General features: G+C 37.9%; 13 protein-coding genes, 2 tRNA genes and 2 pseudogenes. 5 read left to right on the forward strand and 12 right to left on the reverse strand.

Annotation, left to right across the window (positions count from 1 at the left end; all coding sequences use genetic code 11):
* The first annotated feature begins 246 nt into the window (after positions 1 to 246).
* Positions 247 to 2,103, forward strand: a complete 1,857-nt coding sequence (locus tag IX38_RS16625) for a M61 family metallopeptidase (RefSeq protein ID WP_034706870.1) — start codon at positions 247 to 249, stop codon at positions 2,101 to 2,103.
* Between the two features lie 170 nt (positions 2,104 to 2,273).
* Here IX38_RS16625 and IX38_RS16630 read toward each other — a convergent pair whose 3' ends face one another.
* The 3 genes and pseudogenes from IX38_RS16630 to pepE form a co-directional block, all read right to left on the reverse strand.
* The gene (locus tag IX38_RS16630) at positions 2,274 to 3,425 is read right to left on the reverse strand and encodes a sensor histidine kinase (RefSeq protein WP_034706871.1); all 1,152 of its coding nucleotides are present in this window, start codon (positions 3,423 to 3,425) and stop codon (positions 2,274 to 2,276) included.
* Between the two features lie 6 nt (positions 3,426 to 3,431).
* Positions 3,432 to 4,819: pseudogene (dacB, locus tag IX38_RS16635) on the reverse strand (D-alanyl-D-alanine carboxypeptidase/D-alanyl-D-alanine endopeptidase).
* A gap of 96 nt (positions 4,820 to 4,915) precedes the next feature.
* Complete coding sequence (gene pepE / locus IX38_RS16640) at positions 4,916 to 5,608, reverse strand: dipeptidase PepE (protein ID WP_034706872.1); 693 nt, start codon at positions 5,606 to 5,608, stop codon at positions 4,916 to 4,918.
* 196 nt (positions 5,609 to 5,804) lie between these two features.
* On the opposite strand from pepE, the gene IX38_RS16645 reads away from it, so the two are divergent.
* The gene (locus IX38_RS16645) at positions 5,805 to 6,365 is read left to right on the forward strand and encodes a tetratricopeptide repeat protein (protein WP_034706873.1); all 561 of its coding nucleotides are present in this window, start codon (positions 5,805 to 5,807) and stop codon (positions 6,363 to 6,365) included.
* A 69-nt stretch (positions 6,366 to 6,434) separates the two neighbouring features.
* Here IX38_RS16645 and IX38_RS16650 read toward each other — a convergent pair whose 3' ends face one another.
* Entirely contained in the window at positions 6,435 to 6,920 is a 486-nt protein-coding gene (locus IX38_RS16650) for a YdeI/OmpD-associated family protein (protein ID WP_034706875.1), read from the reverse strand.
* Positions 6,921 to 7,264: 344 nt separating this feature from the next.
* Between IX38_RS16650 and fsa the strand changes: the two genes are divergently transcribed.
* Positions 7,265 to 7,918 (forward strand): fructose-6-phosphate aldolase, encoded by a 654-nt coding sequence (gene fsa / locus IX38_RS16655; protein WP_034706876.1) that lies wholly within the window; start codon positions 7,265 to 7,267, stop codon positions 7,916 to 7,918.
* A gap of 57 nt (positions 7,919 to 7,975) precedes the next feature.
* On the opposite strand, the gene IX38_RS16660 is transcribed toward fsa, so the two are convergent.
* The 5 genes from IX38_RS16660 to IX38_RS16680 all read right to left on the reverse strand — a co-directional run bounded on the left by IX38_RS16660 (position 7,976) and on the right by IX38_RS16680 (position 12,781).
* The gene (locus IX38_RS16660) at positions 7,976 to 8,833 is read right to left on the reverse strand and encodes a GLPGLI family protein (protein ID WP_034706877.1); all 858 of its coding nucleotides are present in this window, start codon (positions 8,831 to 8,833) and stop codon (positions 7,976 to 7,978) included.
* A 23-nt stretch (positions 8,834 to 8,856) separates the two neighbouring features.
* Positions 8,857 to 9,420 carry a sugar O-acetyltransferase gene (locus IX38_RS16665; protein WP_034706878.1) on the reverse strand — a complete coding sequence of 188 codons (564 nt, stop codon included), beginning with the start codon at positions 9,418 to 9,420 and terminating at the stop codon, positions 8,857 to 8,859.
* Positions 9,421 to 9,519: 99 nt separating this feature from the next.
* Positions 9,520 to 10,425: a GLPGLI family protein gene (locus tag IX38_RS16670; protein ID WP_034706881.1), complete on the reverse strand. Its 906-nt coding sequence runs from the start codon at positions 10,423 to 10,425 to the stop codon at positions 9,520 to 9,522.
* Between the two features lie 55 nt (positions 10,426 to 10,480).
* The gene (locus IX38_RS16675; protein ID WP_034706882.1) at positions 10,481 to 12,409 is read right to left on the reverse strand and encodes a M56 family metallopeptidase; all 1,929 of its coding nucleotides are present in this window, start codon (positions 12,407 to 12,409) and stop codon (positions 10,481 to 10,483) included.
* 6 nt (positions 12,410 to 12,415) lie between these two features.
* Positions 12,416 to 12,781 (reverse strand): BlaI/MecI/CopY family transcriptional regulator, encoded by a 366-nt coding sequence (locus tag IX38_RS16680; RefSeq protein WP_034706883.1) that lies wholly within the window; start codon positions 12,779 to 12,781, stop codon positions 12,416 to 12,418.
* A gap of 327 nt (positions 12,782 to 13,108) precedes the next feature.
* Here IX38_RS16680 and IX38_RS16685 point away from each other — a divergent pair, with 327 nt between their 5' ends.
* Complete coding sequence (locus IX38_RS16685) at positions 13,109 to 13,690, forward strand: hypothetical protein (protein ID WP_034706884.1); 582 nt, start codon at positions 13,109 to 13,111, stop codon at positions 13,688 to 13,690.
* A 484-nt stretch (positions 13,691 to 14,174) separates the two neighbouring features.
* Here IX38_RS16685 and IX38_RS23240 read toward each other — a convergent pair.
* The 3 genes and pseudogenes from IX38_RS23240 to IX38_RS16695 form a co-directional block, all read right to left on the reverse strand.
* Positions 14,175 to 14,305, reverse strand: a pseudogene (locus tag IX38_RS23240) (GNAT family N-acetyltransferase); the annotation flags it as partial.
* Between the two features lie 240 nt (positions 14,306 to 14,545).
* Positions 14,546 to 14,618, reverse strand: a tRNA-Met gene (locus IX38_RS16690).
* Between the two features lie 40 nt (positions 14,619 to 14,658).
* A tRNA-Met gene (locus tag IX38_RS16695) sits at positions 14,659 to 14,731 on the reverse strand.
* 102 nt (positions 14,732 to 14,833) lie between these two features.
* Between IX38_RS16695 and IX38_RS16700 the strand changes: the two genes are divergently transcribed.
* Positions 14,834 to 15,445 carry an L-threonylcarbamoyladenylate synthase gene (locus IX38_RS16700; RefSeq protein WP_034706886.1) on the forward strand — a complete coding sequence of 204 codons (612 nt, stop codon included), beginning with the start codon at positions 14,834 to 14,836 and terminating at the stop codon, positions 15,443 to 15,445.
* The last annotated feature ends 16 nt before the right edge of the window (positions 15,446 to 15,461 follow it).

Below are 15,461 nucleotides of genomic sequence, written 5' to 3' on the forward strand. Positions count from 1 at the left end.
ATATCATTTGAGCTTTTGCGATTAGCCAACTGTATAAGATAAAAGTTTAAGCAGGTTTATAACTAAAATAAATCTGCAAAATCTCCTTAATCTATGGGAAGAATATGTTTCTTTAGTAATTATTTCTGCATCATCAATTTTATTGAATACAATTTAAACAGGCTCTAAAATTTTAAGAAAATTTTAATACAGTATTGCGTAACAAAATGATCAAAAAAACTACTATTTAACTATAAATCAAACTTAATGAGAAAAACAGCAATCAGTCTGGGACTTTTCGCCGCCTTTCTGGCCAATGCCCAATCTATAAAAACAACGATTGATCTTGTGAATGTAAAAGACGACAAGGTAGCCGTTACTATGGAGTTTCCGAAAATGAAATCCGGAGACATCAGGTTTCATTTCCCGAAAACCGTTCCAGGTACGTATTCTGTAGATGATTACGGGAGATTTGTGGAAGGGATCAAATTTTATGATAACAAAGGAAGAGAACTGACCTATACCAAAGTTAACGACAATACCTATTCATTAAAAAATGCCCAGGCATTAAGCAAGATAACTTACCTGGTTAATGACAGTTTTGATGATGAACTGGACAATTCAAAGCATAAGGCTGTGTTTTCTCCGTCAGGAACTGATATCGAGGAGGGAAAAGTTTATATGATCAATACCCACGGATTTATTGGATATATTGATAGTATGCAGGATGTTCCCTACCAGCTGATCGTTCAGAAACCGGCAGGCTTCTATGGCACAACAGCATTGGTGGATCAGGATAAATCTGATGCTACAGATACATTTACACTGGCCAATTATGCTAAAGTGACCGATTCTCCGCTGATGTACACGAAGCCTGATTATATCACCTTCAACGCTGGAGGAATGGACCTGGTACTGGGTGTTTATTCTCCTACCGGGAAATATAAGGCTGCAGACTTTAAAGACAATCTTGAAAAAATGGTACTGGCCCAGAAGAAATTCCTGGGCGACATGAATACCAATAAAAAATATGCGATCATGCTTTACCTTTCAGGAGGTGACGGCCCGCAGATTAAAGGTTTTGGAGCACTGGAACATCATGAGTCAACAAGTGTTGTGCTTCCGGAAATGATGCCGAAAGAAGCGATCGACAAAACTATTACAGATGTCGTTTCCCATGAGTTTTTCCACACTGTGAATCCCTTGAAAACGCATTCTGAAGAGATCCACAATTTCGATTATGCAGACCCTAAAATGTCGCAGCACTTATGGATGTATGAAGGAGGAACAGAATATTTCGCCAACCTTTTTCAGATCCAGGAAGGCCTGATCAACAAGGATGAATTCCTTCAGAGAATCAATGAGAAGATCACGAATTCAAAGAATTACGATGATACGATGCCGTTTACGGTTATGAGTAAGAATATCCTGAAAGACGAATACAAAGATCAGTACAGGAATGTTTATGAAAAGGGAACATTGCTCGCTATGTGCCTGGATATTGAGCTGAGAAAGCTTTCTAACGGAGAAATGGGCTACCGTGATATGATCAGAAAGCTTTCCCAAAGGTTCGGAGAAAACAAACCGTTTAAGGATGACAAGCTGATTGATGAACTGGTAACAGTAACCGGCTATCCACAGGTAAAGGATTTCTATAATAAATATATTGCAGGAAACCAGCCTACACCGTATGCAGAATATTTGAATATGGTAGGCGTAGAAGCCAAAAAGCAGGATACACCGCCCCTTTTCTGGTTCATTAAAGATCCTAACCAGACGGGCTATAATGATAAAAACAACACCTTTATATTCGATGAAAGCTCTGCCTTATCTCCTTTTTCAAAAAGTATAGGGTTTAAGATCACCGACGAAATTGTCTCTCTGGATGGAAAAACCATCAATATACAGAATATGCAGGATTTTATCAGTTATGCCAAATCCATCAAGGAAGGACAGAATGTTACCGTTACCGTTCTGAGAAAAAACGGCGATAAAACGGATAAGATAGACCTTAAAGGAAAAGCTGTCTTAGATAAAATGACCATAGAAACGCTTCAGTACAAAGCGAATCCTACCCCGGCAGAATTGAAACTGCAAACCCAGTGGCTGACAGGAAAAAAATAATGAATAGTGAAAAATTAATAGTGAAAAACGGGAAAATTTCCCGTTTTTTTTATGCTCTTATTTAGTGCTTATTTTGTTGATAAGTGAAACGCCTTTGTTTATATTAAAAAATTAAACCTAATAAAAGATGGTTTTACAAATGGCTTATTCCTGTAATGAAGGTTGGTACTTTACGATTTTCTGATCGTTATTCTGAATGTAGTTCCCTTCCCTACCTCAGTCTGGGAAATTTTAATATCTCCGTTATGGTATTCATGAATTACCCTTCTGGCCAGCGAAAGTCCCAATCCCCAGCCTCTTTTCTTAGTGGAATAACCCGGTTTAAAAGCATTTCTTGCCTGCTGTTTTGTCATTCCGCTTCCGGAATCTTTTACTTCGATCAGGATATTTTTGTTTCTTTCAAAAACGTACATGTCCAGTGTTCCTTCTCCTTTCATGGCATCCACTGCATTTTTCACCAGGTTTTCGATTACCCAGCTCATCAGGATCTTGTTGTGGGGAACGAGAATGGTATATGCCGGAAGATGCAGACTGAAATTTATTTTCTTTGAGATCCGTGTTTTAAGATAATTATAGTTCTCTACAATGGTCTCATTGAAATTCATGTCATTCAGTTCCGGAACGGAGCCTATTTTAGAAAAACGCTCGGAAATAGTCCTCAGCCGTTCAATATCTTTTTCTATCTCGTATACACCTTCAGACTCCGGGTTGTCCAGTTTCATGATCTCCATCCACCCTATCATGGATGATAAGGGAGTTCCGATCTGGTGGGCAGTTTCTTTGGCAAGCCCGGCCCAGAGGTAGCCTTCGTCAGTTTTTTTAATGGTTCGCAGGAACCAGAATGAAAACAGGAAATAACTCAGAATAAAAAAGCCCAATATAAAAGGGGAATACCTTAAATTATTAAGTATCTGGGAGTTGTCATAATAAACAAACTGGTTATTTCCATCAGGTACTTTTATTTCAATTGGCGGATAGCTTTTGCCCATTTTTTTAGCCAGGAGGGTGATCTGTACCGGGTCATTTTCTATTTCCTGCGGAATATTTTTATGAACCATAGGCCTGTCATCCCTGTCTAGTACGATCATTGGAATTGTAGTATTAGAGCTGTAAATTTTGAGAATCAGTTCCTGAACTTCCAGGCTGGGTGTCACTTCCTGCTGGAATTTTAAAGCGCTTACCAGGATATCCACCCGCTTGATTTCCTCTTTCCTGAGAAAATTGATCAGAATGGTTGAGGCAACCACAATAGTAACTACCACCAGAGTCATCAGCAAAAATATGATCCAGTTATTCAGTCTGGCAAGTATGGATTTCCTCAAAGCTTTTTATTTTAAGACATTCAGAATTTTCTGCAGTTCTGTACTTCCGCTTCCCTGATAATTATTAATAATGATTGAAAATACATATTTTTTACCGTCTTTCGCAGTATGATACCCTGCAAAGGATTTGGTATCCCTCATCGTTCCGCTTTTTATCTTCATTCCGTTGTCCTGAACCGGAAAACCATCGTAATAGGCATCAAACCAGGGCTGTTTTTTGGCATAAAGTAACGCCTGAACTTCAGCTTTGGCTGCCACATAATTTTGGGGAGAAAGTCCACTTCCGTCTGCAAAATTAATCATATTCGGGTTAATTCCCTTTGACTTCCAGAATTCTTTCAAATAAGCAACTCCGCTCTTAAAGCTGGAATTCCCTTTCTTTTCTTTTCCTAAAGTTTTAATTAAAGTTTCACCGTAAAGGTTGACGCTTTTCCGCAGGAACCAGTATACTATTTTATCTAAAGCCGGAGACTGATACGTGAAAATAACATTCTTCGGAGTTCCGGGCACCTGATTTCCTTCCAGTTCAAGCTGGGAGGTGGTGACTGTTTTTCCTGAGATTTCAATTCCAGATTCTTTAAGCCATTGCTGTGCTTCGGCTCCTAACTGAAGTGGCGGATTGGGTACTGCTCCGGAAACCGTCACTGTTTTTCCGGCCGGCAGTGTACCGTTAATTAAAGCTACCCCGGAATGCGGTGCCGTAAAAATAAGGCTCTGGTCCGAACTGCCACCTGCCTTCAGGTCATTCAGCCATTTTACATTTTCGAGCGGATAGGAAAAGCCTTTAAACTCCGTACCGTTAATATTAATATCAAACTGATTTTCTCTCCAGTTGATCCCCCAGACTCCTAAAAAACCCAGACTCCTGCTCCGTAATAGTTGCCGAGGTCATCCCAGGGCCATCCTCCCGGAACCGTCTGGTGGTCAAAATAAGAATCATCAATCACCAGATTGCCGGAAACCTTTGTAATTCCTGAGTTTTTAAGGGCTTCCATGAATTTCTTTTTGAAATTTTCAGGTTTGCTGGCATCATATCTCCAGCTCCCCAAAGTAGGATCTCCGTTTGAGCTGATGATAAGATCTCCGTTCAGAACACCCGAAGACAGGTTTCCCGAATAGCCTGCGGTTGTTTTGTAGGTGTAATTTTTCCCTAATGTTTCAAGAGCGGCAGCCGCTGTGAAAATTTTCTGTGTGGAAGCTGTTGACAGGCCTTTGTTACCTTGATATTCATAAATAAGTGTACCGTTTTCATCGGTCACATAAAATGATAAGCCGGACGAAACTGCTCCCGAAGAATCCATAAGATCTTTGGTGGCTTTATCCAGCTTCTGCGCAATATTCTGGGCAGATATTACCTGAACCGACAGTATAAGAACTGCAAGTGTTTGTTTCATTGCAAGGTTTTTTAAAAATCTAAAATTTACAGCCACACTTCGATTCGGCAGAGCATGACATTCCTGATCAAATATAATAAAAATCAGAGTTTGTTATTAAAGTGTGCTTCCCGCTTCTATTTCATAAGGTTCTTTGTCTTTTTCAAAGATCCTTGTCAGTTCAGTGCCTTCCACCGTGATCCTGTCTCCGGTTCTTCTGATCCAGTTGCCTTCACGAAGACCTATTACTTTAATATCATTCTGAGTCAGAAATTCTTTAATTCTGGTTTCTCTGGTTTCACCGTTATGCTTCAAATCAGGATTCGGGTCCAGATAATGCGGATTGATATTGAACGGAACAAGTCCCATACAGTCGAAGCTTGGTGGATATACAATAGGCATATCGTTCGTGGTTTTCATATTCCGCCCTCCGATATTGCTTCCGGCACTGCATCCTAGATAGGCTTTTCCGGATATCACATTGTTTTTTAAAACTTCCATCAGATTCTCTTCATGTAAGGTTTTAACCAATAAAAATGTATTGCCGCCACCTGTAAAGTATCCTTTGGCATTATTTAAAGCTTCAGTTTTATCTTCAAATTCATGGAGGCCTTTTACTCTGATGTTAATTGTTTCAAAGAAAGAACGGGCTTTTACAGTGTAATCAGTATGGGAAATCCCGCCCGGCCTGGCAAAAGGAACGAAAATGATCTCATCAATTCCTGTGTATAATTCTATTAATTCTTCCTTTAGGTATTCCAGATATTCTCCACCGAAAATGGTGGACGTTGAGGCTAATATGATATTCATACAAAGAATTATATTAATTATTTAAAATAAAATTTGAATGACAAAGATAAACCAAACCCCAACGAATCAAAAATTAATCTAAAAAATCATTTTTATTCGTTAATATTTTCTAAAAAAACTTAAAACTTCCAAAATTTGTGAATTTGTGGAATTATTATTGAATTTTAGAATATAGAATTTTAAAAAATGTAAGATTATGAAAACGGTTAAAATTAATATTAAAAATCTATTTTTAGGGCTAATACTTGTAGGAAGTGCAGGTTTTGCCAATGCGCAGGCTACTAAAACGGATACTGCGAATAGTACGGCCAACACAGCTGCCACAACTCAGTCAGGTAACGCCACGGTTGATGCCCTTAAAAAGCAAATTGATGCCAATCCAAAAGATACTGATGCATTGGCAAAATTAGCAACGGCCTATCAGGAGGCTTCGGACTGGACGAATGCAGTAGACACCTGGAAAAAAATATCTTCTTTGTTACCGGATTGGGCTCCGGCTTATTACAGCCAGGCTTATGCCTATCAATCTGCTAAGGATGATGCCAATGCAAAAATTGCTTATGAAAAGTATATTGCCACTGTAAAACCGGAAGAAGTAGAGCAAAATAAGAAAAACCTGGCGTATGCCTATTTTTATATTGCCTTTGCGGAACAACAAAGCGACCGTAATAAAGCGAAAGAGCATATTGCCAAATCTTTAGAATACGATCCTACCAATCAGGATGCTGTAAAACTCAGCAAGGCTTTAAATTCATAAAAACAAAATCCGGAAAATTTTCCGGATTTTATTTTTTCTCTTTATTGTCATGTGGTTAAACGGTTTATTTTAATCAATTCTTTTACCAAAGAAATCTGTTTCGCCCTCCAGATACCGGATGATCCTGTCAATATTTCTCTCTATGCCCGCATCAGTTTTCAGGTTATTGACGTACCGGATCAGCTCATGCTTTCCGGACGGAATCAGGTTTTCAAAGTTCTTCACTGCAACGGGACTGGCTTTAATTGCCTGGTCCAGTTTGGGATGAATGGAAATGCTCCTGTCCGAATCATCATATTCAATTGAAATCTCAATGGTCTCTCCTATTCTTTTGGGAGAATTTTTCAGCATCAAAAGATTGACATACAGTCTCCATTCTCCTAAATATTTCATCAGATTCTGCTTAAATTCTTTTCCGTTTACGGTTCCTTTCACCGGAATCGGACTTTTATTTTTTCCCGAAGATTCAAAAATTTCATTTAAAATTTTCTCAGGAATAAAAACAAAAGGATTGATACCGATGATTTCTAATTTAGCTGTAAAATGATTTTTCATTGTTAATTTTGCTGAAAGCGATAAGCGAAAATAATAATTTTTTAGAATTGTTATGCGGATTTTTATTTCCCACGGATTTCACAGATTTGCACAGATGATTGGGTTTATTTGGGAAAGATATAGTTTAATTATTTTTAATAATGTTTGATTGTTATTTTAAACCACCCCATCAAAAATTCTTTGAATTTCCACCACCCCTCCAAAGGATGGGAATTTCAGCGCTTCTAACTTCTAACTTCTAACTTCTAACTTCTAACTTCTAACTTCTAACTTCTAACCAAAATTAAAAATTTTCCACTCGGAAAGGAATGTTTATCTTTGCAGGAATAAATCTATCGAACAAAATGAAATTTTTTATTGACACAGCCAATTTAGAGCAGATCAAAGAAGCAAGAGATCTTGGAATTTTAGATGGTGTAACCACCAATCCTTCATTAATGGCGAAAGAAGGAATCCAGGGTAACGAAGCGATCAACAATCATTACAAAGCGATCTGCGAACTTGTAGACGGAGATATTTCTGCTGAAGTACTTTCCACTACGTATGAAGAAATGATCAAGGAAGGTGATGAATTGGCAGCCATCCACCCGAATATCGTGGTAAAGATCCCAATGATTAAAGATGGTATCAAAGCATTAAAATATTTTTCCGACAAAGGAATCAGAACGAACTGTACTCTTATTTTCTCTGCAGGGCAGGCACTTTTAGCTGCCAAAGCAGGGGCTACCTATGTTTCTCCTTTCCTTGGAAGACTGGATGATATCTCAACTGACGGGTTAAACCTTATCCAGGAAATCAGATTAATTTTTGATAACTATATGTATGAGACTGAGATTCTGGCAGCATCTATCCGTCATTCTATGCACATCATCGACTGTGCTAAAATCGGGGCAGATGTGATCACTTCTCCACTTCCTCCAATCTTGAGCTTATTGAAGCACCCTTTAACGGACAGCGGACTGGCTCAGTTTATTGCTGATTCTCAGAAACTGGCTTAATAACCTGGGTTATTTCAGATATAAAAATCCCGAAACTTTCGTTTCGGGATTTTGCTTTTACTTTAAAAGATCAAGCTCCAGAGGATTGTTTTCTCTTTTGATCTTATCCTTCATCTTTTTTTCCTCGTCCCGTCTCGATTTCTCCGGGTCTACAGGTTTTCCGGAATCATCAATAACAATACCTTCTGCCATCATCTGTCTTTCACTTTTCATAGGATCGCTGCGGAAGTCATTAAAGGCTTTCTTATATTTGGTTTCATTCAGGGTAATCAGAGGATTGTAGCGTTTTTTATTCTTTTTACTTTCCCAGTCGTAGGTATCGGGAAGTTTTTTAATTCCTTTTAATTCGAAAGTGTGGGTACGGCCTTCATCTTCAATTTTTGCAATCAATCCCGGTAAGCCATGAAATTTATACGGTCCGTCCTGAACCGGAAGATCTGTTATAAACCATGCGGTCCATTTTCTGCCAGCGAAGGTACAGGTTGCTTTCTGGGTGGTGAAGTTTCCTGTTTTTTCTTTCTCAGGGAGTATTTTCCAGCTTTGTACTCTGTCATCCTGTACCATGTATTCGTCGGAGCCAAGAGTTGTAAAGAAATTCACGGAATAAGCAGGATAAGCCTTTTCAACACTGTATCTTATTTTTCCTTTGAATTTGAATCCTGAAAAATTAAGGTCTATATTTCCGCTTTTAGCCTGTTTTTCAATGGTTGTCGTCATCAAAGAATCTGATTCAAAATAATCTTTACTGTAGAACTTTGATCCTTTAGGAGTAATATCCAGAAGCATCAGTTCGGTTTCTGTTTTGTCCTTGTCTGTAGAATCTATTTTATATTTATACTCGTAAGCAATACGTTGGTTTTGCGCGTAAAAAAACAATCCTGATAAAAAAAGGAATAAAAAAACAGTTCTCTTCATGATTTTAGTTTCAAATGATATTTTTAGTTTTCTTCAATATTTTTAATCACCTTACATGGATTCCCTACGGCAACGGCATTATCAGGAATATCTTTGGTGACAACACTTCCCGCTCCTATCACGGCATTGTTCCCAATGGTAACCCCGGGGAGAACCACTACATTTCCTCCCAGCCATACGTTATCTCCTATGGTAATGGGGCGGGCATATTCAAGGCCTTCATTGCGCTGTTTTGCATCCAGCGGATGTCCTGCGGTGTAAAAGCTACAGTTGGGACCTATGAAAGCATTGTCCCCGAACTTCACTTTTGCACAGTCTAAAATAGTGAGGTTATGATTGGCGTAAAAGTTTTCTCCAACTTCAATGTTGTAGCCATAATCACACCAGAAGGACGGTTCTATACAGATATTTTCTTTTGTACTTCCCAGGATTCTTTTGATCAACTCATTTCTGTTTCGGGTATCGGAATTTTTCAGCTGATTATATTCCAGGCACAGGTCTTTGCATGCCATACGCTCACTGATCAGCTGTTGGTCATAATTGGCATTGTATAAGATTCCGGCTTCACATTTTTCCTTTTCTGTCATATTATTTAGATTCAAAGTTAAGTTTAAAGATATAATAATAACAAAAAAAACAGAATAGTCATTAATAACCATTCTGTTCTATATTAAAAATTATGTAGATTACTTCAATAGATCCGGTTCGATCGGGTTATTATTTTTCTGAAGTGATTCTTTAACTCTTTTTTCCATTTCTCTGAATACCTGATTGGGATCTGACAGTTCTTTCCCATCTGCCGTTTTCATTTTAAATGCTACCTTTGTATTTGATTCACCTCCGTTTTTCATCATCATTTCTCTCATATTCTTGGTAGGATCATTAATGTAGGCTTTCCATGCTTTTTTGTACTGATCTTTTGTGATCTCAAACTCTTTTCCGCCCAGTCCGGGTATTCTGATATTTTCCGGAAGTGCAGATTCCTTATCTTCTGCAGGACTGTTGATCTTCTTATTTCCTACGAGCGTCATGATGTGTGAACCTGTTGCATCCTCTATTTTTACGACGAGTCCCGGAAGGCCATAGAATTTATAAGGACCGTCCTGGAAAGGAATGTCTGATGAAAACCATGCCGTCCATTCCCTTCCTCCATAGCTTGTCACTGCTTTCTGGGTATTGTACTCGCCTATTTTCTGTTTATCCGGAAGAATTTTCCATTCGGGTTTTTTATCTTCCTTTATTTTATAACGGTCTGTACTGATATTTGTAAAAAGATAGGTGCTAAAATCTGGATAGCTTTTGGTTACCTTATAAGAAACCTGGCCTGGTTTTTCCCTTTTGTTGATGTTGAGACTGCCGCTGCCGGAGCTTATCTGTTTCATCAGATCCGCATTTGATGTGGAATCTGCTACAAATTTGTCGTGGCTGTAATAAGCAGATCCGTTTTTATTAATGTCCAGAAGCATCATTTCCTTTTTCACATCTTCCTTATTGCCGGAATCGGGAATGAACTTATATTCATAAAAGAACCTGTTGGTCTGGGCTCCGGCCAATATACCGAGAAGCAAAAAGAATAAAACTTTGTTTTTCATAATTTTAATAATAAAAAAGCTCTGCCAATATAATACTGACAAAGCTTAATGGTACTTATTTCTTTGTCTGAACTCTTATTTCCGACTGTTTGCCATTGATTCCATCTTGTTTATTAATGGTAATGTTTTCAATATTTTCGGGTTTCATGGCTTCAAATTCTCCTTTACTTACTTCTTTTCCGTTTATAAAGACTTTTGTATTATCGCTCCAGCCGTTCACCTTCAATTTTTTCACTCCGTTTATGGCAATTCCGTTACTATCTTTTTTAATGTAATCTGCTTCCAGTTCCATAGTCTTGTTTGTGGAGCGGGGTTTATCTGTGCTTTTGTAAAAATAAAAGTTTCCTTTGGCTCCTTTAGAAATACTTCTGGATACTTCCACCCTTACTTTTTCACCTATTATTCTGGCCTGATCTCCGGCAATTCTTCCCATTTCTCCTGCCTTCATAGCATCAATTCTTGCTTTCTCTCCGGCTATTCTTGCAGCCTGGCCCTGTATTCTGGCTTCCTCACCCAGTATTCGTGCCTTTTCGCCTAATTTTATGGCTTCAATTCTTGCTTTTTCGGCTCTTTTTCTGGCTGCTTTTCCTTCTTTAAAAAATTTCTTTGCTGTTTTTGCGTCCCAATTCTGAGTATCATTAAATCTTATTACTCTTACTCCGGGAGCATTCGAAACTGAGGGAGGAGCTGGCGGGGTGTCCGGAAAATCAATATCCATATTGGGAAGGTTAGGCATTTCGACACCAAGATCTTCCAGGGACTTGGTTCTGTTTTTCCACTCATCGGATTTGAAAAAATCATTTATTCTTTTGGACTCTGTGTCAGAAATAGTAAGGGCCATTTTAAAATCATCAGAATTCGTAATTTTCCCTATTTCTCCTGAAAGTTCACCGATTTCGTCCAATTTCTGCTGAAATTCCTTACTTTCCGGCTTCAGGGTTTTTAAAGCTTTGCTTTTTTCTTCAATTTTCTTTCCGAGTTCTGCTATTTCTTTCCTGCCTGAAGATTCTTTGATGAATTTCGGAGTTATAATTTCTTTTTTTTCAGCTTCCCGGGGTGTTATGGTGTCTCTTTTGATCTGGGAAACAGCTTCTTTAATCGCTATATTTGTTTCTTTAATTTCTTTGTTCTTGGCATTTACCATATAGGCAAAGGCTACTGAAAATAAAACCGGCAGTGCAAAAATTCTCCGCGCATATCCGAATTTGGTTTTTGGTTTTTGTAACATTTTGAGTCGTTTTTTTAGATTTGAACTTAGAAACGGACTGGCAGCAGGCAACTGTGTTCCGGAAAAGTGGCTTGCTAAAAGCATCTGCGCAAATGCTTTGGTATCCGATTGTTTTACGGCTTTTTTATCAGCCAGGTATTCGTGGATCAGACTGATCTCTTTTTTAATGATATGAAAAAACGGATTGAACCAGAAAACAGAGGTAATGATCTCAATAAAAATCTTATCGAAAGAGTGTTTCTGTTCAATATGAACCATTTCATGCTTTAAAATCTGCTCTCCTACATCGGAATTCAAATTGATGGTGTTTTTCCAGAAAAGATTTCTAAAGTATGAAAATGGGGCTTCGTTCAGGTCTGTACGGTAAAAATTGATCCCGTCAAAACTTTCTTTGTGAAACTGTTTTTTAAACTTCTGGATCTTGAGGACCCCGAAAATCAATTTTCCTAAAAAATAGAAAGAAACCAGTCCCAGAGCTGAAAAAATAATTCTAAAATAAATGTGGCCATTGTCTATATTTTTTTCTGTATTAAAATTCTGTATCCTGTCAAGAAGCATATACATATCCTTATTCACCTCTATTGTAAAATCATCTAACCTGATCATGGGCAACAGCAGGGATACCACTATTGCAAACAGGAGATAAAATCTGTTGTAGTGATGAAATGTCTTGTCTTTTAAAGACAACTGATAATACAAAAACATTACACCGGAGCACACCATTACTTTTCCCAAGTATAAAAGCAGAGTTTCCATGATCAGTTAGTTTTTCTTTTTGAGTTCGTTCAGGAGCATTTCAAGGTCTTCTACGGTCATCTCGTTCTTTTCTACAAGGAAGGAAACGGCACTTTTATAAGAACCTTTGAAATAATTTTTCACAAGACTTTTCATTGTTTTCCCGGAATACTGTTCTTTGGTAATCAACGGGAAATATTCATGCTGTCTGCCATATACGTGGTAGTCTACAAATTCTTTATCTTTCAATACTTTTAAAATTGTAGAAACTGTATTGGTATGAGGTTTCGGTTTGGGAAAGAGGTCCAGAATATCTTTCAGGAATCCTTTCTCCACCTTCCATAAATACTGCATCACCTGTTCTTCTGCTTTTGTTAAATTCTGAATGATCATATCCTGTTCATTTTTATCATTAATGTTGTGTAAAATTTCATATCACTAATAAATTAGTTATACAAATGTAGAAATAAAATCGGATGAAACAACTATTTTTTTAGTGATAAAAGGATAATATATATAAAATACTGAAAATCAGCCTAATAAATTTCATTAAAATATATTAAATTTTTAATATACCACGATTATTGCCTGTTTAGTATGCAGAGAAAATCCTTATTCAGCTACAAATTCTTAAAACTTGTTAAAATTTATTAAATAAAATTAAAATGAATTTGTTTAAAGTGAGAAAATATATTTATTTTAGTGCTTTAAAAATTTCTCATGAAAAGATATAACTTATTGATTGTACTATTACTGCTTATTTTTAATGTGACTACGGCTCAAAAGAAGAATTCTCCGGCTGCAGATCTCAGTATCTTAAAGGAAACCAAAACGAAGATCGAAAACACCGTTCCCATGGTTATCAAGCATCTTCAGGCGATTGCCGATAAGGAAGGCGACAACAATATCGTTACCAACGGAAAGACTGCTTTAGGAAAAGAGTACGGCATTCTGGAATCCGAATGGTTCCTGTACAGGAATAATATGAAGAACTGTATTCTTAACAATTCTTCCAAAAAAGCTAAAAAATGTATGGACTATCATACGCAATACCTAAGAAATACTTTCATTAATTACAACAATTATATCTCAAACCTTACCAGAAAGAACGGATATCTTGGTGTGGACGGTGATACAAAATTCGATTTCAAACCTGCGGAAATCACTACAAAGCTAAGTGAAGCTTATTTCAATGCAAATGATGCGGCAGGAAGAATGAAAGGAGACCAGAAAAAAGAGTTTTTAGGACAGACGATGTCTGAAGACAACAAGCTGACTTCTTTCGGTCAGTTAGCTCAATAAATATTAATTGAAAACATGGTAAATCCCGCTCTTTCAGAGCGGGATTTTTATTTTGAAGGTAAAATTACGTTCATATAAATGGATGAAATTACAAAGCAAACTCCAGATCCGGGAGTTTGAATACCTGTGAGGTTAACGACCGAAGCCCGTATCAGGAATTGAGTTTTAAATTTAGGATTGCCAGGTCTATTTTATATTGTAAAAATTTACTATGAAAAATGATCCCCGCCGGGAAGGCTGCTATGACTGGTCATAAAAACATTCGAAAAAGTAGAAAATGAGGCAGGGATCATTAAACATAATAAGCTCTATACCCAGTCGCCTGGTGCTGAGAGCAGTGCAAAAGTAAGATTTTGTACCAGTACTGCTGAAAAAAGACTGTAGAATTAAATAATATACGCTGTAGAAATAATACTACTTTGAGACAATAAAGTGAAAACAGGAACATTGATATGACTCAATGCGTACACCTTCTGAGTTCTGCCTATTTACACCAGTGGTAATAATTATGGAGCGATGATAAAGACTGTTGCCGATATCATTGGTTCTCTCCGTTTCGGGCATCATTCCGCAGGCTCCCGTTTCTTGACACCACAGCTTGATCCGGTCTATGAGCCCAGCGAAGAAGCAAAAATGCTTCAGCCGGGTCGTTCAATGCGAAAATAAAAAATTTCAGATTACAACTTCGGAGGGTGAGAGATAAAGCTTTTTGCCTATTCAGATTAGCTCAGCTTTTTGCCTAGTCCCCAACTTTTGCACTTGATCCCAAGTTTTGAGATTGAGCCTTAGTCATTCATTCCTTCAATGTATATAACAAAGAAAAGGAGCAATAAATTATTGCTCCTTTCGTTTTAGTAGCGGGAACCGGACTCGAACCGATGACCTTCGGGTTATGAGCCCGACGAGCTACCTACTGCTCCATCCCGCGGTGTATCTTTAGAGTGCTTACCGAAAGCACTTAAACTTAGTAGCGGGAACCGGACTCGAACCGATGACCTTCGGGTTATGAGCCCGACGAGCTACCTACTGCTCCATCCCGCGATATTGTGAGTGCAAAGATACGGCTATTTTTTGAAATTCCTAATTTTTCTTTTAAATAAAGGACTTTTATGAAAACTATTTTATTATTTGTATCTTTGTTTTATGGCAAAAATACTGAAAATTTACCCTGACAATCCTCAGGAAAATCTTATGAATGAGGTGATTAAAACCTTAAAAAACGGCGGACTGATTATCTATCCTTCCGATACGATCTATGCTCTGGGATGTAATATTTTTGACATAAAAGCGATGGAAAAGCTGGCCCAGATCAAAAAAGTCAAGCTGGAAAAGTCCCAGTTCTCAATTATCTGTAATGATCTGAGCCATCTTTCAGATTTTACAAGACCTATTGACACTTCGGTTTTCAGGTTTCTGAAAAGTCACCTTCCCGGACCGTTTACCTTTATTCTGGATGCCAATAAAAGCCTTCCGCTGGCATACAAAAATCATAAAACCATCGGTATCCGTGTTCCTGAACATCCGATTCCGCAGCTTATTGTGGAAAAACTGGGGCACCCGATCGCTTCAACCTCTATCAGGGATGATGACGAAATCATCGAATACTCTACGGATCCTGAACTGATCGCGGAAAAGTATGATCACCTGGTGGATATTGTCATCGATTCGGGGTACGGAGATAATGTGGCATCTACTATTGTGGATCTTACTTCCGGGGAACCGGAAATTATCCGCCAGGGGAAAGGAATTATTTAGCTGAAAGCTGATCTTT

It is taken from the genome of Chryseobacterium luteum, assembly GCF_000737785.1.
Lineage (GTDB): Bacteria > Bacteroidota > Bacteroidia > Flavobacteriales > Weeksellaceae > Chryseobacterium > Chryseobacterium luteum.